General features: G+C 64.4%; 16 protein-coding genes. 8 read left to right on the forward strand and 8 right to left on the reverse strand.

The features are described 5' to 3' along the window. Nucleotide 1: 1 nt before the first annotated feature. Complete coding sequence (locus ACEN8U_RS20390; RefSeq protein ID WP_013588876.1) at nt 2-592, forward strand: phosphoribosyltransferase; 591 nt, start codon at nt 2-4, stop codon at nt 590-592. A 254-nt stretch (nt 593-846) separates the two neighbouring features. Next, nucleotides 847-2,733 (forward strand): potassium transporter Kup, encoded by a 1,887-nt coding sequence (locus tag ACEN8U_RS20395; RefSeq protein WP_015003151.1) that lies wholly within the window; start codon nt 847-849, stop codon nt 2,731-2,733. Nucleotides 2,734-2,909: 176 nt separating this feature from the next. Here ACEN8U_RS20395 and ACEN8U_RS20400 read toward each other — a convergent pair whose 3' ends face one another. Beyond that, a complete protein-coding gene (locus ACEN8U_RS20400) occupies nt 2,910-5,252 on the reverse strand; it encodes a Tex family protein (protein WP_015003150.1) in 2,343 nt (780 codons plus the stop codon). A gap of 163 nt (nt 5,253-5,415) precedes the next feature. Between ACEN8U_RS20400 and ACEN8U_RS20405 the strand changes: the two genes are divergently transcribed. The 3 genes from ACEN8U_RS20405 (at nt 5,416) to ACEN8U_RS20415 (ending at nt 9,279) form a co-directional block, all read left to right on the forward strand. After that, a complete protein-coding gene (locus ACEN8U_RS20405) occupies nt 5,416-6,504 on the forward strand; it encodes a hypothetical protein (protein ID WP_015003149.1) in 1,089 nt (362 codons plus the stop codon). A gap of 233 nt (nt 6,505-6,737) precedes the next feature. After that, nucleotides 6,738-6,956 (forward strand): DUF465 domain-containing protein, encoded by a 219-nt coding sequence (locus ACEN8U_RS20410; RefSeq protein WP_013588872.1) that lies wholly within the window; start codon nt 6,738-6,740, stop codon nt 6,954-6,956. A gap of 64 nt (nt 6,957-7,020) precedes the next feature. Then, nucleotides 7,021-9,279 (forward strand): ATP-dependent DNA helicase, encoded by a 2,259-nt coding sequence (locus ACEN8U_RS20415; protein ID WP_041746298.1) that lies wholly within the window; start codon nt 7,021-7,023, stop codon nt 9,277-9,279. A 154-nt stretch (nt 9,280-9,433) separates the two neighbouring features. Here the strand turns inward: ACEN8U_RS20415 and ACEN8U_RS20420 are convergent, their stop codons facing one another. Then, nucleotides 9,434-9,694: a hypothetical protein gene (locus ACEN8U_RS20420; RefSeq protein ID WP_081588221.1), complete on the reverse strand. Its 261-nt coding sequence runs from the start codon at nt 9,692-9,694 to the stop codon at nt 9,434-9,436. A gap of 233 nt (nt 9,695-9,927) precedes the next feature. Then, nucleotides 9,928-11,202 (reverse strand): cupin domain-containing protein, encoded by a 1,275-nt coding sequence (locus ACEN8U_RS20425; protein ID WP_015003146.1) that lies wholly within the window; start codon nt 11,200-11,202, stop codon nt 9,928-9,930. 32 nt (nt 11,203-11,234) lie between these two features. On the opposite strand from ACEN8U_RS20425, the gene ACEN8U_RS20430 reads away from it, so the two are divergent. Continuing rightward, the gene (locus ACEN8U_RS20430; RefSeq protein ID WP_013588869.1) at nt 11,235-11,780 is read left to right on the forward strand and encodes an FKBP-type peptidyl-prolyl cis-trans isomerase; all 546 of its coding nucleotides are present in this window, start codon (nt 11,235-11,237) and stop codon (nt 11,778-11,780) included. Here the strand turns inward: ACEN8U_RS20430 and ACEN8U_RS20435 are convergent. The 4 genes from ACEN8U_RS20435 to ACEN8U_RS20450 form a co-directional block, all read right to left on the reverse strand. Next, the gene (locus ACEN8U_RS20435) at nt 11,760-13,166 is read right to left on the reverse strand and encodes a hypothetical protein (RefSeq protein WP_015003145.1); all 1,407 of its coding nucleotides are present in this window, start codon (nt 13,164-13,166) and stop codon (nt 11,760-11,762) included. The two genes, ACEN8U_RS20430 and ACEN8U_RS20435, sit on opposite strands and share 21 nt — an antisense overlap. Further along, nucleotides 13,153-15,828, reverse strand: coding sequence for a DNA mismatch repair protein MutS (gene mutS, locus ACEN8U_RS20440; RefSeq protein ID WP_041745534.1), 2,676 nt, complete (start codon nt 15,826-15,828; stop codon nt 13,153-13,155). The genes ACEN8U_RS20435 and mutS overlap by 14 nt, the downstream gene beginning before the upstream one ends. Nucleotides 15,829-16,000: 172 nt before the next feature. Then, nucleotides 16,001-17,299 carry a lysophospholipid transporter LplT gene (gene lplT / locus ACEN8U_RS20445; protein WP_041746296.1) on the reverse strand — a complete coding sequence of 433 codons (1,299 nt, stop codon included), beginning with the start codon at nt 17,297-17,299 and terminating at the stop codon, nt 16,001-16,003. A 273-nt stretch (nt 17,300-17,572) separates the two neighbouring features. Then, nucleotides 17,573-18,376: an inositol monophosphatase family protein gene (locus ACEN8U_RS20450; protein ID WP_013588865.1), complete on the reverse strand. Its 804-nt coding sequence runs from the start codon at nt 18,374-18,376 to the stop codon at nt 17,573-17,575. Between the two features lie 443 nt (nt 18,377-18,819). On the opposite strand from ACEN8U_RS20450, the gene ACEN8U_RS20455 reads away from it, so the two are divergent. Both ACEN8U_RS20455 and cysE read left to right on the forward strand, forming a co-directional pair. Further along, on the forward strand, nt 18,820-19,662 hold the full coding sequence (locus ACEN8U_RS20455; protein WP_028363391.1) for an RNA methyltransferase: 843 nt from the start codon (nt 18,820-18,822) through the stop codon (nt 19,660-19,662). Between the two features lie 240 nt (nt 19,663-19,902). Then, a complete protein-coding gene (gene cysE, locus ACEN8U_RS20460) occupies nt 19,903-20,805 on the forward strand; it encodes a serine O-acetyltransferase (RefSeq protein ID WP_015003141.1) in 903 nt (300 codons plus the stop codon). Nucleotides 20,806-20,967: 162 nt separating this feature from the next. Here the strand turns inward: cysE and ACEN8U_RS20465 are convergent, their stop codons facing one another. Further along, nucleotides 20,968-21,765: a UDP-2,3-diacylglucosamine diphosphatase gene (locus tag ACEN8U_RS20465; RefSeq protein ID WP_015003140.1), complete on the reverse strand. Its 798-nt coding sequence runs from the start codon at nt 21,763-21,765 to the stop codon at nt 20,968-20,970. Nucleotides 21,766-21,776 lie beyond the last annotated feature (11 nt).

Here is a 21,776-nt window from a genome sequence, read left to right on the forward strand (position 1 = left end):
GATGGTGCAAGGTGTACCCATGATTGCGATGAAAGATCCGCGCAACGACGACAAAAACCTGTGGGTCGGCTGGGACGAATATCACCGGCTGATCGAATTGCTGGCCCTCGCCGTGCATGAGTCTGGCTGGAAGTTCGACAAGATCCTGTGCCTCGCGCGCGGCGGTTTGCGCGTGGGCGACCAGCTTTCGCGCATCTACGATCTGCCGCTTGCCATACTCGCCACGAGTTCGTATCGCGAAGCAGCCGGCACGGAGCAGGGCGAGCTCGACATCGCGCAATACATTACGATGACGCGCGGCGAGCTGCACGGCAATGTGCTGCTGGTCGACGACCTCGTCGATTCGGGTGTGACGCTCGCGCGTGTTCAGCAGCATCTGAAGGAACGCTATCCGGCCATCACGGCGGTTCGTTCGGCGGTGCTCTGGTACAAGGGCTGTTCCAAGGTCAAGCCCGATTATCACGTGCAGTACCTGCCGACCAATCCGTGGATTCATCAACCGTTCGAGGAGTGGGACACGGTTCGCCCGCACAACCTGGGCGCGTGGATCAAGCGCGGCATGGCGCAAGCGCAGGAGTCCTCGGAAAAGTGATGCGTTGTACGCGCATGCCGAGCGGAGCCCGATTGGGCTCCGTTTTTTTATGCGCAAGCCGCCTTGCGCGGCGCTTCGTCGGCGCGCGGTGACATTGGCCGAACAGCAATTTGCGCAGCAGACGCGCCCAGGTCGCAGTGCTACACTGCGCGGACCGTCCACGTGGTGTATCCACAACAAGCCGGGCGGCTTCAGACGGGCGGTTTAGAATAGCGGTCGTTTTTTCCGCCCTGGAAACGGATTTCCTCGCGTTTATGACAGATAACAATCACGTGCACAAGCAGCCACTGCCTTCCCTCGCGCTGGCCGCGATCGGAGTGGTGTTCGGCGACATCGGCACGAGCCCGCTGTATGCGCTCAAGGAAGCGTTCAGCCCGTCGCACGGCATTCCGCTCACCGAGCAATCCATCCTGGGCGTGATTTCGCTGCTTTTCTGGGCGATCGTGATCGTGGTCGGCATCAAGTATGTGCTGTTCGTCATGCGTGCGGACAACAACGGCGAGGGCGGCGTGCTCGCGCTGATGGCGCTGGCGCTGCGTTCGCTGGACGAAAAATCGAAAATGGCTGGCTTGCTGATGATGCTCGGCATCTTCGGCGCCTGCATGTTTTACGGCGACGCGGTGATTACTCCCGCCATTTCGGTGATTTCGGCGGTCGAGGGTCTCGAAATCGCCGCGCCTCATCTGTCCCATCTGGTGTTGCCGCTCACCATCGTCATTCTCGTGCTGTTGTTCTGGATTCAACGGCACGGCACGGCGATGGTCGGCCGGCTGTTCGGTCCCATCATGGTGTTGTGGTTCGTCGTGCTGGCCGCGCTCGGGCTCTGGCATATCGTGCAATCGCCGAATGTGATCCGCGCGCTGAACCCGTATTACGCGTACACGTTTATGGCGGCGCACGTGCTGCAAGCCTACGTGGTGCTGGGCTCCGTGGTGCTGGTGCTGACGGGCGCCGAGGCGCTGTACGCCGACATGGGGCACTTCGGCGCAAAGCCTATTCGCATGGGTTGGTATGTGCTGGTCATGCCGTCGCTCGTGCTGAATTATTTCGGCCAGGGCGCGCTGCTGATGCACGACGCGAAGGCGATCGAAAATCCCTTCTTCCTGCTTGCGCCGCAATGGGCGTTGCTGCCGCTCGTGGTGCTGTCGACGGTCGCCACCGTGATCGCTTCGCAAGCGGTGATCTCGGGCGCGTATTCGCTGACGAGCCAGGCCATCCAGCTCGGCTACGTGCCGCGCATGAAGATTCTGCATACGTCCGAGCTGGCTATCGGTCAGATCTATGTGCCCGTGGTGAACTGGATGCTGCTGTTCATCATTCTGTGCATCGTGATTGCGTTCAAGAGCTCGGATAACCTCGCGGCGGCCTACGGCATTGCCGTGACCGCGACCATGGTCATCACCACGATCCTCGCTTGCGTCGTGATGGTGAAGGTGTGGAACTGGAACAAGATTCTCGTCGCGCTGATCATCGGCGTGTTCATGACGATCGATCTCGGCTTTTTCGGCGCGAATCTGCTGAAGGTCGAAGAGGGCGGCTGGCTGCCGCTCGGTATCGGCGCGCTGCTGTTCTTCCTGCTGATGACGTGGTTCAAGGGCAGGATGATCGTGAAGGAGCGCACGGCCGCGGACGGTATTCCGCTGATGCCGTTCCTGCAGGGTCTGCTCGCGCATCCGCCGCATCGGGTGTCCGGCACTGCGATCTACCTGACCGGCAGCGACTCGCTCGTGCCGGTCAGCCTGCTGCACAACCTCAAGCACAACAAGGTGCTGCATGAGCGCACGATTTTCCTGACCTTCATCACGCGCGACATTCCGTATGTGAACGACGCAGAGCGCGTGACGGTGAGGAATATCGACGGCGGTCTGTATCTGGTGAAGGCCGCCTACGGGTTCAACGAGACGCCGGACGTGAAGGCCGTGCTCACGGAAATCGCGCGCACGCACGACATGACGTTCGAGCTGATGGACACGTCGTTCTTCCTCGCGCGCGAAACGGTCGTGCCTACGCAATTGCCCGGCATGTCGGTATGGCGTGAGCGCGTGTTCGCGTGGATGCATCAGAACGCCGCGAAGCCGACCGACTTCTTCAGCATTCCGGCCAATCGCGTGGTGGAGTTGGGAACCAAGATCGAAATCTGACGGCGCCGCTTGTGCACCGCGAGTGCGCCGCATGCAGACATCGCGACGTCTCTGCCGCAAGTAAAAAAACCCACGCCGTTGCGTGGGTTTTTTATTGCCTCCTCCCACATGGATGAGAGACGGCGTGCGTTCGGTGATACGCAGGCGTTGCTGCACACACCGAACGCACAGGTTGCTTACTTCTGCTTGAGCTTGGCAAACGCCGCGGCCATTGCGCCGCCCGGTTCGGGTTCGCGCGCGCGTTGCGGCGCGCCGCGTCCGGTGCCGCCCGAACGGCCGAAGCTGCCGCGATCCTGCTGGCTGCCGCCGCTGCGAGCCGCGGCCGCGCCGAACTCGTCGTCAAGACGCATGGTGAGCGCAATACGTTGCCGCTTCACGTCGACTTCGAGCACCTTGACCTTCACGATCTGCCCGGCCTTCACGACCTCGTGCGGATCCTTGATGAATTTCGTCGACATGGCCGACACGTGCACGAGACCGTCCTGGTGCACGCCCACGTCGATGAACGCGCCGAATGCGGCCACGTTCGTCACCACGCCTTCGAGCACCATGCCGGGCGTCAGGTCGCTGACCTTTTCGACGCCTTCGCGGAACGTCGCGGTCTTGAATTCCGGACGCGGATCGCGGCCCGGCTTTTCCAGTTCGAGCAGAATATCGCGCACCGTCGGCAGACCGAAACGATCGTCGACGAATTCGGCGGGCGACAGGCCGCGCAGCGCGTCGCGGTTGCCGAGCACCTCGCCGGCCTGCTTGTTGATCTTTGCAAGAATCCGCTGGACGACCGGATACGCTTCCGGGTGCACCGACGAGCGGTCGAGCGGATTTTCGCCGTTGTTGATCCGCAAAAAGCCCGCCGCCTGTTCGAATGTCTTGTCGCCGAGACGCGGCACCTTGCGCAGATGCTCGCGCGACGGGAACGGGCCGTTCGCGTCGCGATAGTCGACGATGTTGCGCGCCAGCGTGGCGTTGAGTCCCGACACGCGCGCGAGCAGCGCGACCGACGCGGTATTCGCATCCACGCCGACCGCGTTCACGCAGTCTTCGACCACGGCGTCGAGCGAGCGCGCCAGTTCGCGCTGGTTCACGTCGTGCTGATATTGGCCCACGCCGATCGCCTTCGGCTCGATCTTCACGAGTTCCGCGAGCGGGTCTTGCAGGCGACGCGCGATGGACACCGCGCCGCGCAGCGACACGTCCATGTCCGGAAACTCCTTGGCCGCCAGTTCCGACGCCGAGTACACGGACGCGCCCGCCTCGGAGACGACTATCTTCTGCAGCTTCAGTTCCGGATGACGCGCGATCAGTTCGCTCGCGAGCTTGTCCGTCTCACGCGAGGCCGTGCCGTTGCCGATGCTGATCAGTTCGGCCTGCGTTTGCGCGCACAGCCGCGCGAGTTTGGCGAGGGAGCCGTCCCAGTCGCGGCGCGGCTCGTGCGGATAGATGGTGTCGGTGGCGAGCACTTTGCCGGTACGGTCGACCACGGCCACCTTCACGCCGGTACGCAAGCCCGGATCGAGGCCGATCACGGCCTTCGGTCCCGCCGGCGCGGCCAGCAACAGGTCCTTCAGATTGCGCGCGAACACGCGAATCGCTTCGTGCTCGGCTTCGTCGCGCAAGTTGGTCAGCAACTCGTTTTCGAGGTGCGGTTGCACCTTCACGCGCCAGCACCAGCGGCACACGTCCGAGAGCCATTTGTCGGCAGGACGGTTCTGATTGGCAATGCCGAAATGACGTGCGATCAGCGCCTCGCCCGGATGCGGCACCTGTGCGTCCAGTTCTTCGCCGAGGCCCAGCTTGATCACCAGCACGCCGGCATTGCGGCCGCGGAACAGCGCGAGCGCGCGATGCGACGGCACGGTGCGCAGCGTTTCCGCGTAGTCGTAGTAGTCGCGGAATTTTTCTTCTTCAGCGGTTTCCTTGCCTTCGACCACTTTCGATGACACCACGCCCTGATTGAACAGGTAATCGCGCAGCTTGCCGAGCAGCTCTGCCGTTTCGCCGAACTGCTCGGAGAGAATGTCGCGCGCGCCGTCGAGCGCGGCCTTGACGTCGGCAACGCCTTTCTCGGCGTCCACGTAGGCCGCCGCTTCGGTTTGCGGGTCGAGCAGCGGATTGCCGAGCAGCGCGTCGGCGAGCGGCTGCAGGCCGGCTTCGCGGGCGATCTGCGCGCGCGTGCGGCGCTTCGGCTTGTACGGGAGATACAGGTCTTCGAGCACCTGCTTGCTGTCGGCGCCTTCGATCGCGGCGCGCAGTTCGTCGGTGAGCTTGCCCTGTTCGTCGATGCTCGCGATGATCGCCGCGCGGCGGTCTTCCAGCTCGCGCAGATACAGCAGGCGCTCTTCGAGGTTGCGCAACTGCGTGTCGTCGAGATTGCCGGTCACTTCCTTACGGTAGCGCGCGATGAACGGAACAGTCGCTCCTTCGTCGAGGAGTTCCACCGCGGCCGCGACCTGGCGCGGCTGGACGGACAGTTCGGCGGCGATGCGCTGGACGATCTTGAGTGCTACGGTTTCCGTCATAAGCTGTTGGGTTTCCTGCGGACTCGGTCAAGGGCCGTGCGCCGGCGGCGCCTTGCGGCGCCCCGCATGCAGTGCGTGCGCGCTGCGACCCGATTGCTGGAGCCGGGCATTTTGCCACAAATGCCAAAGGGCTCAACCGCGCCGGGGTGATAGAATTTCGGGCATGTTCCGTCGACCCTCTTTGACGTTGCCCATCCGGTTGCTAATCACGTTGCCAATTCCGTTGCGAACCTCCTTTCTGTTCAATCGCCAGGGCTCGCGCCCGGTCTCCTGCTCGCCACATTTGCCGCCGTTCGCGGTGCGCCGGCCGTCCGCTTCGCGGCGAGCTGAGCCGACTCGTATTGATATTGGCGCGCTTTTGGCGGGCCGCACGTTTCTGGCATGTTGCGCGGCATTTGTCGTGGCGGCGGTGCTGGTCATGCCGGCGCCTGCTGCGGCGCAGTCCGCGGCGTCAACCCAGCCTGGCACGCAGGGCGCGAGCGCCGAGGCGAAGGCCGCCTCGGATGCGACTGCAAGCACGGCAACCCTCGACAGCGAATTCGACGCGCGCCAGAAAGCGCTGGATCAACGCACCGAGGAAAACAATTATCGCTATGGCGTCGCCGAGCATAACTGTTACAGCAATTTTTTCGTCAATCACTGTCTGAACAAGGCGCGCGACGAAATGCGCACGGTGCAGGCGCAGATTCGCAAGGAGCAGCTTGCGCTCGACGGCGAGGAGCGCGCGGAGCGCGCCCGCAAGCGCGACGAACAGGCGGCGCTCAAGCGCGCCCAGGACGAGGCGAGTGCGCCGCAGCGTGCCGCCGAAGACGCGCGTAACGCACAGGCATACGAAGAGAAGCAGCGCCAGCACGAACTCGACCAGGCCCAGCGCAATGCCGAGGCGCCGCAGCGCAGTGCCAACGCCGAGGCCTACGAGGAAAAGCAGCGTCAGCACGCAATCGATCAGGCGCAGCGCGGCATCAGCCCGTCACAGGCGGCGGCCAATCAGCGGGCGTACGATCAGAAGCAGGGCGACTTCCAGCGCAAGCTCGAGGAGGCCCGGCGGCAGGGCGCACAGAAAGCGCAGGAGCGCGTCGAGAAACAGCAGAGCTTCGCAAAGAAACAGGCCGAAGCGGCTCAACACAAAGCGGACGTCGAAGCACGCCAGAAGCAGGCTGCCGAAAAGGCCGAGCAGAAACGTCAGGAACAGTTGAAGCAGCAGAAGCAGCTGGAAGAGCAGCAGAGACAGCAGCAACAGCAGCAACAGTAGTCAGCCGCGCGCGCTGCCGTGCTCATGTCGGGCTGTCGCTGCGCTCACGTGGTACGTCCGCAGGGCGGCGCGCGGTTGTACGCGGTTGTAATATCGCGGTAGTGCAGGTCGTAGCGAATGTACGCCGTATTGGAGACAGTCGCCGTAACGCGTTTTGAGCCGGACAGCAACCTCAGGCAACGGGCTGAACATGGCAACCATGCAGCCCACGCTACAGTCGAGCGGAGGCGAGCATGCGGGATCAACATCAGGTCATCAACGCGGACACGCTTCGCGACCGGATTCTGCAACTGGAATCGGAACACAGTGGGCTCGACCGTTTGATCGACCGAATGTCGGACGAGCCCGGCATCGATGACTTCGAGTTGCGGCGCCTGAAAAAGCGCAAACTCAAAGTCAAGGACACCATCATCTTGCTGCAGTTGCAGCTTGAACCGGACGTACGCGCCTGAGTTCGCGGCCTGGCAGGCGCCGGGCGCGCGCCGCGCGGACCGGACTTTGCAGGAAACGCTTGCCTTGAACTCACCGCTTGAAACTCCACGACGCGCGCGTAGCGCCGACGACGCTTCAGACACCGGCGCTCCGGCGCCGCGTGCTGCCGCGTCTGCGCTCAGTGCGTCGCTCGATCCTCGCCGCGCCGCCGAGCTGAACGAGATTTTCGCCGACAACGGCTTGCTCGCGCGGCAGATCGACGGCTATCGCTCGCGGGCGTCGCAAATCGAAATGTCGCGCGCCGTCGCCGCCGCCATGGAAGCATCGGGCCGCGCGATGCCCGAGCCTGCGATGTTCGAGGCGCAAAAGCGTCCCGCACGGCGACTGCCAACGGGCGGCGCCGACGCCGCCGCGCAGCCGCCCGAGGCCGACGAAGCACAGGCGCTCGACGGCGGCGAGAACACGCTGATCGTCGAGGCCGGCACCGGCACCGGCAAGACCTATGCGTACCTCGTGCCGGCCATGCTGTGGGGCGGCAAGGTGATCGTGTCGACAGGCACGAAGCATCTGCAGGACCAGCTCTTTCAGCGTGATATTCCGACCGTGCGCGACGCGCTCGCCGTGCCTGTGTCGGTGGCCATGCTCAAGGGCCGCGCGAACTATCTCTGTCATTACTATCTGCAACGCACGGCCGATAACGGCCGCTTGCCTTCGCGCCAGGAAACCTCGTATCTGCAGGACATCGTCCGCTTCGCGAAGATCACGCGCACCGGCGACAAGGCCGAGCTGGCAAGCGTGCCCGAAACGGCGGCGGTGTGGTCGATGGTCACGTCGACGCGCGATAACTGTCTTGGCCAGGAGTGTCCGCATTACAAGGACTGCTTCGTGATGCAGGCGCGTCGCGAGGCGCAGCAGGCGGACATCGTGGTGGTGAATCACCATCTCTTTTTTGCCGACATCATGCTGCGCGACACCGGCATGGCCGAGCTGCTGCCTACTGCCAATACGATCATCTTCGACGAAGCACATCAGCTTCCTGAGACGGCCACGCTGTTTTTCGGCGAGACGCTTTCCACCGCGCAGTTTCTCGAGCTCGCGCGCGATTCGGTGGCCGAGGGTTTGGGCCATGCGCGCGACGCCGTCGATTGGGTCAAGCTTGGCGCCACGCTGGAACGTGCCGCGCGCGACGTGCGGCTCGCGTTCAAGGAAGATTCGGTGCGCCTGTCCATCGGCCAGTTGCCCGACGATCACCCGTTGTTCCCGGCGCTCGAAGCACTCGAAACCGAGCTGGACGCGCTCGCGTCCGCACTCTCTGGGCAGGCTGAGCGTGCCGAGTCGATCGGCGCCTGTCTACGGCGCGCACGCGAATTGCAAACGGTGCTGGCCGGCTGGACGACGCCGCCTACCGAGCTCGAGCGTGAGACCGTGAACGCGGCTGAAAGCGGCGGGGCGCAGAGCCAGAGCGAGCGCGCCGACCCGAACGAAAAGGTGCGCTGGATCGAAGTCTTCGCGCATACCGTGCAGTTGCACGAGACGCCGCTTTCCGTCGCGCCGATCTTCGCCAAGCAGCGCGCCGGCGTGCCGCGCGCGTGGATCTTCACGTCGGCCACGTTGTCCGTGCGCGGCGACTTCACGCACTACGCCGCGCAAATGGGCCTGAACGCCAAACGTTCGATGACCCTGCCGAGCCCGTTCGACTATCCGTCGCAAGGGCTTTTGTATGTGCCGCGCAATTTGCCGCAGCCCTCGTCGCCGATGTTTACCGACGCGGTGTTCGACGCCGCCTTGCCGGCGATCGAAGCATCGGGCGGCGGCGTCTTCATGTTGTGCACCACGTTGCGCGCCGTGGACCGCATCTCCGCGAAATTGCGCGACGTGATCGAGGCGCGCGGCTGGAACTATCCGCTGCTCGTTCAGGGCGATGCGAGCCGCACCGAGCTGCTCGATCGATTTCGCGCGTACGGTAACGCGATCCTCGTCGGCAGTCAGAGTTTCTGGGAAGGTGTCGACGTGCGAGGCGATGCACTGTCGCTCGTCGTGATCGACAAGCTGCCGTTTGCGCCGCCTGACGATCCGGTTCTGTCAGCGCGGCTCGATGCGCTGACGAAGAAAGGTCTGAGCCCGTTCGCGGTTCATCAGCTGCCGCAGGCTGTGATCACGCTAAAGCAGGGTGCAGGGCGACTGATTCGCGCCGAGACCGACCGCGGCGTGCTGATGATCTGCGATACGCGTCTCGTCGATAAACCGTATGGTCGCCGGATCTGGCAAAGCCTGCCGCCGTTCAAGCGCACGCGTGAAATCGAGGTGGTGCGCGAGTTTTTTGAAGAGCGCGCGGCTCCATAGCCGCCGTGGCATCGCGCCAACTGGATCGCAAAAAGCGACGCCTGAATAGCAAAACGCCACGGATGTGAGTCCGTGGCGTTTTGCTTTACCGCCCGGGAAATCGCAAAAATCTCCCGGTGCAGTTTTCGCCCGAAGGCTAACCCTACGCGACAGCTTACTGGCTTGCGCCCGAAGCCGGAGCAGCAGCCGAAGCAGCAGCGCCTGCGTCCGAAGCAGCGGCCGAAGCCGAAGCAGCAGCGTCGCTCGCAGCAGCAGCCGCACCCGAAGCAGCAGCAGCCGAATCCGAAGCAGCGGCAGCCGGTGCCGAAGCGGCAGCTGCGTCGCTAGCCGGTGCAGCGGCTTGGTCGTTGCTCTTGTTGCATGCAGCCAGTGCCACAGCTGCCAACAGGGATGCTACGAGGAGGGATTTCTTCATGATCACGTCCTTTTATGGTTAAAGGTAAGCAACAGCGCAAAATAATACCGGTAATGTGCTCCAACACCGACCTGGGCCGCTGGTGGAGACGCTCTTTTGACGAGCAGGAATCTTCCCTACGGCTTGGGCGGAAATTATATGCACTTTCGTACTGACAATCCATAAATCCGGGGTCAATACGTTGTCTTTCTCATACAAAATTTCAATGTACTGTGTATAACAGACACGCGATGCTAGGCAAGCTCGCCTATCCGTATCCAGCCCGCACGATACCACTCGTGCAGCCGTGCTGTCACCGACGAATCGTGCGAGAGTGTTACAAAGCGTTTCGCACTCAGACACCGGTGATCGGCGAGGTCAAACAACCACTTTTTCGAACCATCGAATGAGGTTTTCTCTCCGTTTAGGAAGAAAAAGCGGCGGTTGTACAACAGATTGGTCTTGCGATCCAATCGCACACCGGATTTCGATGCCTGACTGATAAAACGGGCTTCGTTGAGCGGCCTTTGCGGCGGATCGAAGACGACGCTCGGCTTGGGTTCGCTGAGGTACGTGCCAAGGAACGACGCAATGTCCTGCTCATTCCACGTTATTCCAGCAAGGATTGCGCCAACGCACTCGACGAGCGCCGGCGGCAGTTCAGCCGGGCGCTCCACAGCGGGTTGCTGAGGGTCGCGGTAAAGCGCGCCCGCCTGGCCGCTTGCTTCGCCGCGTTCGGCGAGATGGTAGAGGAAGTGGGCTGTGAGCTCACCCGCCGACGGCGCACGAAAGCCGATCGAACACGTCATGCATTCGCCTTCCGCGACACCGTCATGGGCGATATGCGGCGGCAGATACAACATGTCGCCGGGCTCCAGTACCCACTCTTGTTCTGCCGCAAAGTTCTGTAAAACTTTCAACGGCAGGCCTGCTTGCAGCGTCAGATCTTTCTGCGCGCTAATCCGCCAGCGCCGCTTGCCTTTTACTTGCAAAAGAAACACATCGTAGGAATCGAAGTGAGGTCCTACGCCGCCGCCGTCGGTCGCGTAGGAGATCATCAGGTCGTCCAGACGTGCGTCGGGCACGAAGCGAAAGCGCTCGAGCAGGGCGCGCGCGCGGTCGTCGTGCAGGTCGACGCCCTGCACGAGGAGCGTCCACGCGCGTTGCTTCAGCGAGGGCAGTTCGTCCGGCGCGAACGGGCCGTGCTCCAATTGCCACCTGTTGCGAAAGTGCGTGATGAGGCGCGCCTCGACGTCGTCCTGATCCGCCAGTTCGAACAGTTCGTCGCGCGAGAGCGGCGCCTCGACGTCCGGAATGGCCTGGCGGATCAGCAGGGGCTTTTTCTGCCAATACCGGCGCATGAATTGCGACGGCGTGAGGTTGCCTAGGAGCGGCGTGGGCGTGTCGGGCGAGGGCGGGAGAATCGGGCAAGCCGGCTTTTCAGCCGATGACGAATGGTTTGCCGAATGGCCCGTCGAAGGGCCCGCCGAAGCTGCTTCGGCCGGGTGGTCAGTGGGCCGCCTGGGCATCGTATAATGTGAGTTGTATTCTGGAGAATCGAATGAAAATCGCAAAGAACACCGTCGTGTCGGTCGCCTACAAGCTGTCGGATGCGCAGGGCAATCTGATTGAAGAGAGCGACGAGCCGATGGTCTATCTGCACGGCGGCTATGATGGCACGTTCCCCAAGATCGAGGAAGAGCTCGACGGCCACGAGGCCGGCTTCGAGACCCAGATCCAGCTCGAGCCGCAAGACGCATTCGGCGAGTACGATCCGGAACTCGTGAAGATCGAGCCGCGCAATCGCTTTCCGGAACCGCTCGAAGTCGGCATGCAGTTCGAAGGCACGCCGGAAGAAGGCGACGAGGATCTCGATTCGCTCGTCTACGTGGTCACCGACGTTGCGGAAGACAAGGTGGTGCTCGACGGCAACCACCCGCTCGCCGGCATGGCGCTGCGTTTCGCGCTGACGGTGAAAGACGTGCGCCCCGCGACCGAAGACGAAATCCAGCACGAGCACGCGCATGGCGCCGACGGTCTCGAAGTGCTCGACGAAGACGACGACGCGGACGACGAAGGCGGCAAGTCAGGGCCCACGCTGCACTGAGCTTGCGGGTGCGCCGGGTACGCCGGAAGTCCCCCAGGCTCCCGGTGCCCCCTGCACATTCCGCTGTGCAGGCGGGATGGCGGTCGCCGGCCCGTATCCGCCGCCGCCCTGGTCGGCCGGTATGCGCGGCAATTGTTCGAGCGGCTGCGAGTCGGGTTGCGGCTGACCGGGCGGCTGTAGCAGCGGCGGCAACTCGGAGGCCGGCCCGAGCGACGGCACCGCCGGCATCGAGGCGGCCGGCTCGTCTCTTTGTAATGGAGGCGGCGTTGCCGGCATCGGCATTTGTCGCGGCACATCGCGCAGAGTCACGCGCAACGGCGGCCTTCTGTCGAAGTCCACATCTATCTGAATCCACTGGTTAAGACGATCATGCGGCGCAAGCGCGATACGCGTGAGGTTCGTCACCAGATTCCCCTTGTCATTGCGTAACGGCTGATCGATCAGGAAGCCGGCGCTTGCGCGCTCGTCGTCGGAATGGATCACGAGCACGGGGCCATGGAAGATCTGCGCGAGCTTTACGAGGCTGCGCTTGAATTCCAGAAAGCCGTCGCGGCGCGGATTGCGCCCGAAGCGCAGCCACGCAAAACGCTCCGGCCGTTCATAGCGCTCGGGATCGGGATCGCCCTGAATGAATACGACAATCGCGCGTGCGCCGCGGCGCTTCGCATATTCGCCGGCATGCTCGAGCCAGAATGCGTTGGCGATGACGCGGTCTTCGAATTCACCGTTGCGGCCGCCCGCCGTCAGGTAGTGATTGTTCGGGCTCGGCGCGTTCAGCCCGACGAACACCGTGTCGCCCACCTGCCAGCGCACGTTTTCGCGATAAGGACGAAACCGCGAGACCTCGCTTTCGCGCGTCAGCGGAATCGGGTTCTGACCCATCGAATCGGCGTCGCCAAGCAGCGTCTGGCGCAACTGGTCGAGCCGCTCGACCGGATCGAAGCCGCCGGCTTGGGCACTCGCGCAATCCACCCAGTCATGCTGGCCCGGAACAAAAAAAAGCGCCGGCCGCGAAGTCTCGAGTACCGCATGCCGCCGTTCATAGAGCGCATCGCGGCAGGCTTCTTTCGCGCCTTTGAGATTGCCGTCGTACACGATGAAGGACACGCCTCGCTCGCGGCCGATTGCGTCGATGAGCCGCTGCGTGGACGCTTCGTCGGCGGGACTTTGCATCGTGTTCGCGATGACGGCGAAGCTGAAGGCGGGCGCTTCCGCATGAGCCGGCAATGCCGCCCACCATGAGGCCAAAGCAAGGGCCGAGCCGAAGGCCGAATCCAAGGCCATGAGGCGCGCCTTGCGGCCGAGCGCTAGCGTGAAGGCAGTAATGCGTGCCGCGCGGAGTCCGCGCGGGCGCTTGACGAGACCGCGTGCGTCAATGATCGGCATCCGGCGCCGCGGCCAGCTCGTGCAGTTCATACAGCAGATCGAGCGCTTCGCGCGGTCGCAGATCGTTCGGATCGATGCCGCGCAGACGCTCGACAAGCGCTTGCATGGCCGGCGACTCCTTTGCGGTGTGCGGTTCGTCGTCCGCGTCTTCGAGCAGCAGGGGAGGCGGCGCGGCGAACAGATCCAGCTGCGGCGCCGGTTGCCCCGCCGACTGCTGTTCGAGATAGGCAAGGTGCTTGCGCGCCGCGCGGATCACCGCGTTGGGCACGCCGGCGAGCTGGGCGACCTGCAAACCGTAGCTCTGATTCGCCGGTCCTTCGTTGACGGCATGCAGGAACACGATGCCGTGTCCATGTTCGACCGCCGACAGATGCACGTTGGCCGCTTGCGGAAATTCCGCCGGCAACTGCGTAAGTTCGAAGTAGTGCGTCGCGAAGAGCGTGTGGCAGCCGTTGTGCGCGAGCAGATGCCGCGCGATGGCCCATGCGAGCGCGAGGCCGTCGAAGGTAGAGGTGCCCCGGCCGATTTCATCCATCAGCACGAGGCTTTGCGGCGTGGCGTCGTTCAGAATGGCCGCGGCCTCGGTCATCTCGACCATGAAGGTCGAACGGCCGCCGGCGAGATCGTCGGCGGCGCCGATGCGCGTGAAAATGCGGTCGATCGGGCCGAATGCCGCGCGCCGTGCCGGCACGTAGCTGCCCACGTAGGCAAGCAGCGCGATCAGCGCGGTCTGGCGCATGAACGTCGATTTACCGCCCATGTTCGGCCCGGTGATGAGCAGCAGTTTGCGCTCGGCGGTGAGCGTGCAGTCGTTAGCGATGAATTGCTCGACCTGCGCTTCGACCACCGGATGCCGGCCCTGCTCGATCTCGATGCCCGCCTCCAGCGAGAAGCTCGGTGCGACCCAGTCGAGCGCGCGAGCGCGTTCGGCGAAAGCAGCCAGCAGGTCAAGCTCCGCGAGCGCCGACGCGACGCGCTGGCAGTCCGGAATGACTGGCAACAGCGCCTGCAGCAGCGCGTCGTAGAGCGAGCGCTCGCGGGCGAGCGCGCGTTCCTGCGCGGACAACGCCTTGTCTTCGAACGTCTTCAATTCCGGCGTGATGTAACGCTCGGCGTTCTTCAAGGTTTGACGGCGGCGATAATCGTCCGGCACCTTGTCGGTCTGGCCGCGCGTGACCTCGATATAGAAGCCGTGCACCTTGTTGTACTCGACCCGCAGATTGCCGATGCCGGTGCGCGCGCGTTCCCGCGTTTCCAGGTCAATCAGGAACTGCCCGCAGTTCTCCGACATATCCCGCAGTTCGTCGAGTTCGGCGTCGTAGCCGCGTGCAATCACGCCGCCGTCGCGCACCATGGCGGCCGGCTCGGGCGCAATGGCGCGCGTGAGCAGTTCGACGCAAGCTTGCGGCGGCTCGAGCGACGCGTCGATGCGTGCGAGCGATTCCGCATTCGACGAAACCGCGGCGAGCCTCGCGCGCAGTTCCGGCAACGCGATGAAGGTATCGCGCAAGCTCGACAGATCGCGCGGTCGCGCCGACAGCAGCGCAAGGCGGCCGGTGATCCGCTCGATGTCCGAGATATGCCGCAACGCGCCGCGCAGCGAGTCGAGATCGGCGCTAGCGGGCGCCTCCAGCAACGCGCCGATAGCCTGCTGGCGCGACTGCGCGACCGCCGATTCGCGCGGCGGATGATGCAGCCAGTGACGCAGCAAACGGCTGCCCATGGTCGTGCAGCAGGTGTCGAGCAACGAGCACAGCGTGGGCGACTCCGTGCCGCGCAGCGTCTGCGTGATTTCGAGGTTGCGCCGCGTGGCGGGGTCGAGGCCGATATATTCGGATTCGTATTCGACCTTGAGGCTGCGCACGTGTCGCAGTTGCTGGCCTTGCGTGGCGGCCGCATACAGCAGCAACGCGCCCGCCGCGCCGCATGCGCAGGTGAGCGAGTGCGCGCCGAAGCCGTCGAGGCCCGCGACTTCCAGTTGATCGCACAGGCGCTGCGTACCCGAGGCGACGTCGAAATGCCATGCAGGCACCCGGGTCAGCGCGCGCGCGCCGGTGGGCGGCGTCCAGCTTGCGGAGTCGGCGGCCGTGTCGGCGACCAGAATTTCCGCGGGATCGATCCGTTCGAGCGCGGCGGCGACCTGATCGGGCGCGACTTCGGCGAGCCGCAAGGCGCCGCTTGCGAGATTCAGCCATGCGAGCCCGACGCTCGTCGCGATGCCGCGGCGGTTGTGCGCGACGCACATGGCCAGCAGAAACACGTCGCTCTTGTCGGAGAGCAGCGCGGCGTCCGTGAGCGTGCCCGGCGTGACGACGCGTACCACTTTGCGCTCGACCGGACCCTTCGACGTGGCCGGGTCGCCGATCTGTTCGCAAATCGCGACGGATTCCCCGAGCTTCACGAGCTTGGCCAGATACTGCTCGACCGCGTGATGCGGCACGCCCGCCATCTTGATCGGGTTGCCCGCCGACGCGCCGCGCTGCGTGAGCGTGAGATCGAGCAGACGCGCGGCTTTTTCCGCGTCGTCGAAAAAGAGTTCGTAGAAGTCGCCCATCCGGTAGAACACCAGCGTGCCCGGATGCTCAGCTTTGATGCGCAGGTACTGCTGCATCATGGGAGTATGTTGTGCGACGTCGCTGGCCGCTGCGGTTTGAGTGCCCATCCTCGGTGTCTTTCTGCTTTAGCTGTTCAGGGCGTGAGTTTAACCCGCCGGCGCGGTGAGCGGACCCTGGCCGGATGGCCAATGTGCGCCGCGCCGTCATGTCGCCGTCCGCCGTGCGTCGCTGCGCTCCGCGTGTCCGTGGTGAAGCCGCTGCGCAGCGCTTTCACCGCCGTCATTCCTCCAGAAGCGTGTGCATATTGGACGTGCGTTCGTTCGCCGCGCTGCGCCGTTTTGCGAGCCACATCATGAACGTGATGAACACGCCGAACACGACGATGATCCACTGCGCCGGCATCTTCGCCGTGAGCAGGAGCGCGTACGCGCCCAGCATCAGCAGCACGGCGAGATTCTGGTTGAAATTCTGCACCGCGATCGAATGTCCGGCCGACAACAGCGTCGCGCCGCGATGCTGAAGAATTGCGTTCATCGGAACGATGAAGAAACCCGACAGGCCGCCGAGCAGGATCATCAGCGGATAAGCGAGCACGATGTAGACCGGCGCGACATAGGAACCGAAATGAAGGCCGGCGCCTGCCGGAAAGAGGTTCTTGTTGTAAAAGGCCATGGCAATCGCCACTGCGCCGGTCAGAATGCCGACGGGCAGCACGCTGAGCGAGCGGCGCAGCGGAATCAGCGCCGCCGCGGCAGCCGCGCCGACGGCGATGCCGAGGCCGGTCACGCCTTGCATGACGGCCGCCTTCGAGAGCGACAGGCCGAGGTTCACGTTGGCCCATTTCAACACCAGCAATTGCATCGTGACGGCGCCGCCCCACATGAGCGTCGTGACCCATAACGCAATCTGCGCGAGCTTGTCGGCCCATAGCACGTTAAAGCAGTGATAGAAGTCGCTGACGAGCTTCGTCGGTTCCGACAGCCGGTTCGGATAGCGCGCGCCGGTATCGGGAATGAAGATGTTGATGGCGGCCGCGATCGCGTAGGTGAGCATGACCGCGAACATCGCCAGATCGGCCGACGAGCGGATCAGCGGCAGATGCGCGTGCGCGACGAACCTGTCGGCGAATGTGCTGATGAGCGCGCCGCCCACCATGGTGCCGACGATCGTCGACAGCACGGTCGCCGATTCCAGCCATGCATTCGCCTTGACGAGTTTTTCGGCGGGCAGGAGCTCCGTGAGAATGCCGTATTTCGCCGGCGAATACGCGGCCGCGCCGAAGCCGACCACGCCGTAGGCGATCATCGGATGCACGCCTGCGATCATCATCATGCAGCCGCTTGCCTTCAGCGCGTTGGAGATGAACATCACATGGCGCTTTTGCAAGGCGTCCGCGAAGGCGCCCACGAAAGGCGCGAGCAGCACGTACGAGACCGTGAAGAATATCTGCAGCAAGGGCGTGACCCAGGCGGCGGAACGGATCACGGATAGCAACGCAATGGCGGCGATCAGCAGGGCATTGTCCGCGAGCGACGAAATGAACTGCGCCGCGATGATGGTGTAGAAGCCTTTTTTCATGAAGCGGAGTGGAAGCTGCGCGCGGGACGAGGTGCGCAGAGCGCAGAGGCCGGCGCCTGTGCCGACTTGCGCAAGGCATGCAGGCGGGCGCAGCGTGGAACGCGAAATGCAGCCGGCAAAGAGAATGCGCCGGCGCGGCTTCCGGCTTTGTAGCACGAACGCTCGCATGATGCTGGCGCGCCAACGAAAAAGCGGCCGAAGCCGCTTGTGTCGAATGTGTCGGTTCTGCTCGCCGTTGCCGAGCGCGGTGGCGTGCAGGTGACGCACGCCTTCTCAAGCCGCTTGCTGACGCGTGCGGCTGTAACGCGAGAGGATCGGCACCATCTGCGCATAGATTTTCGGATTGCCGGCGACCACTTCGCCGACGTGCAGGAAGTCCGAGTCGCCGGTGTAGTTGCCGACGAGACCGCCGGCTTCCGTGATCAGCAGGCTGCCTGCGGCGACGTCCCACGGGTTCAGGCCCTGCTCGAAGAAGCCGTCCATGCGGCCGGCGGCAACATTGGCCAGATCCAGCGCGGCGGCGCCCGGGCGGCGCAGGCCGGCGCAGGCTTGCGTCATTTCGGCGAACTGGCGGCCGTAGGCTTCCAGACCGTCCGTCTCGCGGAACGGAAAGCCGGTGCCGATCAGGCCGTCGGCGAGACGGTCGCGCTTCGCGACGCGAATGCGGCGATCGTTCAGGAACGCGCCGCGGCCGCGCGAAGCCGTGTAGAGGTCGTTGCGGGTCGGGTCGTACACCACGGCCTGCGTCACGACGCCTTTGTGCGCCAGCGCGATCGACACGCAGTAGTACGGAAAGCCGTGAATAAAGTTGGTCGTGCCGTCGAGCGGATCGATGATCCACTGGTACTCGGACTCGTTGTCCGATTTGCCGGACTCTTCGGCGAGGATCGCGTGGTCGGGATAGGCGGTCTTCAGCGTGTCGATGATGGCCGCTTCAGACGCTTTGTCGATCTCCGTGACGAAATCGTTGTGCTGTTTCTTGCTGACCTGGATCAGATCGAGGTCGAGCGAAGCGCGGTTGATGATCTGGGCTGCGCGGCGCGCGGCCTTCACAGCGATATTGAGCATGGGATGCATGGACTGATCCTTGTGCCGGGGCAGCACGGCTGCCTGCCGGTAAATGAGCGCGACGCGCGCGCTGATGGGCGCCCTCGGTGAGGCGCGGAAACAGCACGGAACGCTCGCCCGGTACGGGACCGGCGCGCATTCCGCCAACGGAGACGAATTGAATAAGAACGAGGCGCCCGGCCTGGCCTCATTGCCTGCATGGCACCGAACGGGCTCGGAGTGCAGGGCAGTGCGGCGCGGGCCGGACGCGAATTACGCTATTTTACCCGAGTCCGCGGGGCGCGGCAGCGTTTGGGCCGGGCAGGGCGTCTGTTGAGGTTTTGCATGCGCCTGCGGGCGCGTCTCTTCGTGCCCACTTATGTGCCACCGCATCTGCGTAAAACCGCGCGCAGTTCGGCGGCTTCGCGCGTTGGCGCTACCATACGCGTTCTCCGACTTGCAGAGCTTCTCCCGTGGACCACACCCACCATTCTTCCGATCCCGCCGTGGCGGACTTGCGCGGCGGCTTCACCTCGACGCGCTTCGTACTCGTCGAGCCGAGCCATCCGGGCAACGTCGGGGCCGCGGCGCGCGCGCTCAAAACCATGGGTTTTTCGCGGCTCGTGCTGGTTTCGCCGCGCGTGCCGCATGTGCAGAGCGATCCCGAAGCGATCGCCATGGCAAGCGGCGCCGACGACGTCCTCGCCTCCGCGCATATCGTGCCCACGCTCGCCGATGCGCTCTCCGGCGTGCACTGGTCGATCGCGCTCACCGCGCGGCAACGCGAATACGGTCCGCCGCAATGGACGCCGCGCGCGGCCGCCAGCCTCGCGCGCGACGAAGCGTTGCACGGCGAAATCGCGCTCGTCTTCGGCAACGAGCGCACGGGCCTGTCGAACGAAGACGTGGAGCGGTGCAGCGCGCTCGCGCATATTCCGGCCAATCCCGCCTACAGTTCGCTGAATCTCGCCCAGGCGGTTCAGGTTCTGGCGTACGAGCTGCGCATGATCTATTTGACGAGCGGCGCAAAGGCCGATGCGCCGGCAAACCCTGCGCGCCAGGCGGCGGCGCCGGAGGCGTCGGCCGAGCCGTCGGGCCCGCGCGCCGCGAGCGATGAGATCGAAAGCATGTTCTCGCATCTCGAGCGCGCGCTCGTCGCGCTCGAATTTCTCGATCCCGCGAATCCGAAGAAGCTGATGTCGCGCTTGCGCCGGCTCTTCGCGCGTTCGGGGCTCGAGCGCGAGGAGGTGAACATCGTGCGCGGCATCGCCAAGCATATCTTGCTGAAGACCGGCCGCAAGGACGACGGGGCCTAACCGCGCGTACAACAGAGCGCATAGCCGCGCACGCGTCGCGAGGCCATCTGTCGGCGGACTGGCGGGCGCCGACTAGCCTGACGACCTTTTGTGCTACATGGACTTCCGGCAGGTTTTCGGGAACCGTCCTACAATCCTCGAAACGTTCTAAGCAAAGCTGCCGACCTGCTATACGGCAGCCGTGCATGCGCGCATGGCCTTCCCGCATGCGGCCTTTCCCCACATCTCATAGTCCCTGCCATGTTCACGAGACTTCGCGAAGACATTGCCACGATCCGCGAGCGCGATCCCGCCGCCCGCAGTGCCTGGGAAGTGCTCACGTGTTATCCGGGCTTGCACGCGTTGGTGCTGCACCGGTTCGCGCATGCATGCTGGCAGGCGCGGCGCCGCTGGCTCGCGCGCTTCGTTTCGCAGATGGCGCGCTTCATGACCGGCATCGAAATACATCCGGGCGCGACGGTGGGGCGCCGCGTGTTCATCGATCACGGCATGGGCGTCGTGATCGGCGAGACCGCGCAGATCGGCGACGATTGCACGATCTACCAGGGCGTCACGCTCGGCGGCACGTCGCTCACGCGCGGCGCAAAACGGCATCCGACGCTCGAGCGCGGCGTGATCGTCGGCGCGGGCGCGAAAGTGCTCGGCGGGTTCACGGTCGGCGCGGATGCGAAGATCGGCTCGAATGCAGTCGTGACAAAGCCCGTGCCGGCCGGCGGCACGGCGGTCGGCAATCCGGCCCGGATCATCGTGCCGGCGGCTTCGGGTGCTGCAGCATCCGTCGTGGCGAAGGCCGCGGTTGCCAACGGCCGCGCAGGTGTCGCTCTGGACGTCGCCACTGCCGAGCGCGCTGCGGCAAACCATGGAGCGCGGGAGAGCGAAGCCAGCAAGCTTGCGGGCGAGCGCAGCGCCTTCTGCGCATACGGCATTACGCCGAATGCAGACGATCCCGTGTCGCTCGCCATTCATGGGCTGATCGATCACGCGGCGACGCAGGCCAAACGCATCGACGAAATCGTCATGGCGCTCGAGCATCTCGGCACGAGTCTCGAAGGGCTGCAAGGCGCCGACGCGGCGTTGCTCGATTTGCGCCGCCTGTCTGCAGCGATCGCCGGCAAGGTGGACGGGGCCGTGGCGGCGCGTTGAATGCGTGAAGCGGCGCGTGCGCCGTGTGCGCCGTGCGTGGCGGGGGAAAGCGGTGAGGCGCAACGGGCCGCGCTGCCAGTCGCCGTCGTGTCGTGCTCGCGCCGGCTGGTGTGGCTCGCGTGACTCGTGTGGCTCGCGCCGTAGTTGGCCCTATCCTTTAGCTCAATCGAGCGGTAACGCTCGGATTCCTTCAGAGTCGATGCGCAGATAGCCGCCGCGTCGTTCACCGTGATCGAGATCCCAATCGGGCAGCACCCAGCGTATGCCGCCCGGTTCCCGGTGACGCGCGGGGCGGTGCGTGTGTCCGTGGATCATCGTGGCGGCTTTCGACCACTTGAATAATCGGGCGACGCCTTTCGGCGTCACGTCGTACTTCAGCGAAACGGGGCGCATGCGGCCATCCTCGCTCTTGGCCCGCATGTTTTCCGCGAGCGCCTGACGCCAGGAAAACGGCGACGCGAGAAACAGCATCTGCGCGAGACGATTGCGCGCGAATCGCCGGAAGATCTGATAGCCGCGGTCCGCCGTGCACAAGCGGTCGCCGTGCGCGAGCGCGATGCGCGTGCCGAATGCGGTGATCGCGATGGGATCCGGCAGCCAGATCGCGCCGGCCGCTTTCATGAAGCGCTTGCCCAGCAGAAAATCGCGGTTGCCGTGCATGATGTAGAGCGCGATGCCGCGCTCGGTGAGCGTGTGCAGCAGCGCCGCCATACGCGCGGCGAACGGCTCGCCGAGCATGTCGTCGCCGATCCAGTACTCGAACAGATCGCCGAGAATGAAAACCGAATCCGCCTGATCGGCGGTGACGCGAATGAAGTGTTCGAACGCGGCGACCGTATGCGGGATCGCCTCGCTCAAATGAATGTCGGAGAGGAACAGGAACGGGCGTGCGGCGTGCGGGCGTCGGCCCTCGCCAGGCACGCCCGCGGCGACGCTTCGCAGCGGCGTTTCTTGCAGCATTGAAGGTGCCT

The organism is Paraburkholderia phenoliruptrix (genome assembly GCF_047325075.1).
GTDB lineage: Bacteria > Pseudomonadota > Gammaproteobacteria > Burkholderiales > Burkholderiaceae > Paraburkholderia > Paraburkholderia phenoliruptrix.

Bases quoted from the DNA above. Each gene is read 5' to 3' on its own strand.
- ACEN8U_RS20390 (WP_013588876.1), top strand. From the start codon at position 2: ATGGTGCAAGGTGTACCCATGATTGCGATGAAAGATCCGCGCAACGAC.
- ACEN8U_RS20395 (WP_015003151.1), top strand. From the start codon at position 847: ATGACAGATAACAATCACGTGCACAAGCAGCCACTGCCTTCCCTCGCG.
- ACEN8U_RS20400 (WP_015003150.1), bottom strand. From the start codon at position 5,252: ATGACGGAAACCGTAGCACTCAAGATCGTCCAGCGCATCGCCGCCGAA.
- ACEN8U_RS20405 (WP_015003149.1), top strand. From the start codon at position 5,416: ATGTTCCGTCGACCCTCTTTGACGTTGCCCATCCGGTTGCTAATCACG.
- ACEN8U_RS20410 (WP_013588872.1), top strand. From the start codon at position 6,738: ATGCGGGATCAACATCAGGTCATCAACGCGGACACGCTTCGCGACCGG.
- ACEN8U_RS20420 (WP_081588221.1), bottom strand. From the start codon at position 9,694: ATGAAGAAATCCCTCCTCGTAGCATCCCTGTTGGCAGCTGTGGCACTG.
- ACEN8U_RS20425 (WP_015003146.1), bottom strand. From the start codon at position 11,202: ATGCCCAGGCGGCCCACTGACCACCCGGCCGAAGCAGCTTCGGCGGGC.
- ACEN8U_RS20430 (WP_013588869.1), top strand. From the start codon at position 11,235: ATGAAAATCGCAAAGAACACCGTCGTGTCGGTCGCCTACAAGCTGTCG.
- ACEN8U_RS20435 (WP_015003145.1), bottom strand. From the start codon at position 13,166: ATGCCGATCATTGACGCACGCGGTCTCGTCAAGCGCCCGCGCGGACTC.
- mutS (WP_041745534.1), bottom strand. From the start codon at position 15,828: ATGGGCACTCAAACCGCAGCGGCCAGCGACGTCGCACAACATACTCCC.
- lplT (WP_041746296.1), bottom strand. From the start codon at position 17,299: ATGAAAAAAGGCTTCTACACCATCATCGCGGCGCAGTTCATTTCGTCG.
- ACEN8U_RS20450 (WP_013588865.1), bottom strand. From the start codon at position 18,376: ATGCATCCCATGCTCAATATCGCTGTGAAGGCCGCGCGCCGCGCAGCC.
- cysE (WP_015003141.1), top strand. From the start codon at position 19,903: ATGTTCACGAGACTTCGCGAAGACATTGCCACGATCCGCGAGCGCGAT.
- ACEN8U_RS20465 (WP_015003140.1), bottom strand. From the start codon at position 21,765: ATGCTGCAAGAAACGCCGCTGCGAAGCGTCGCCGCGGGCGTGCCTGGC.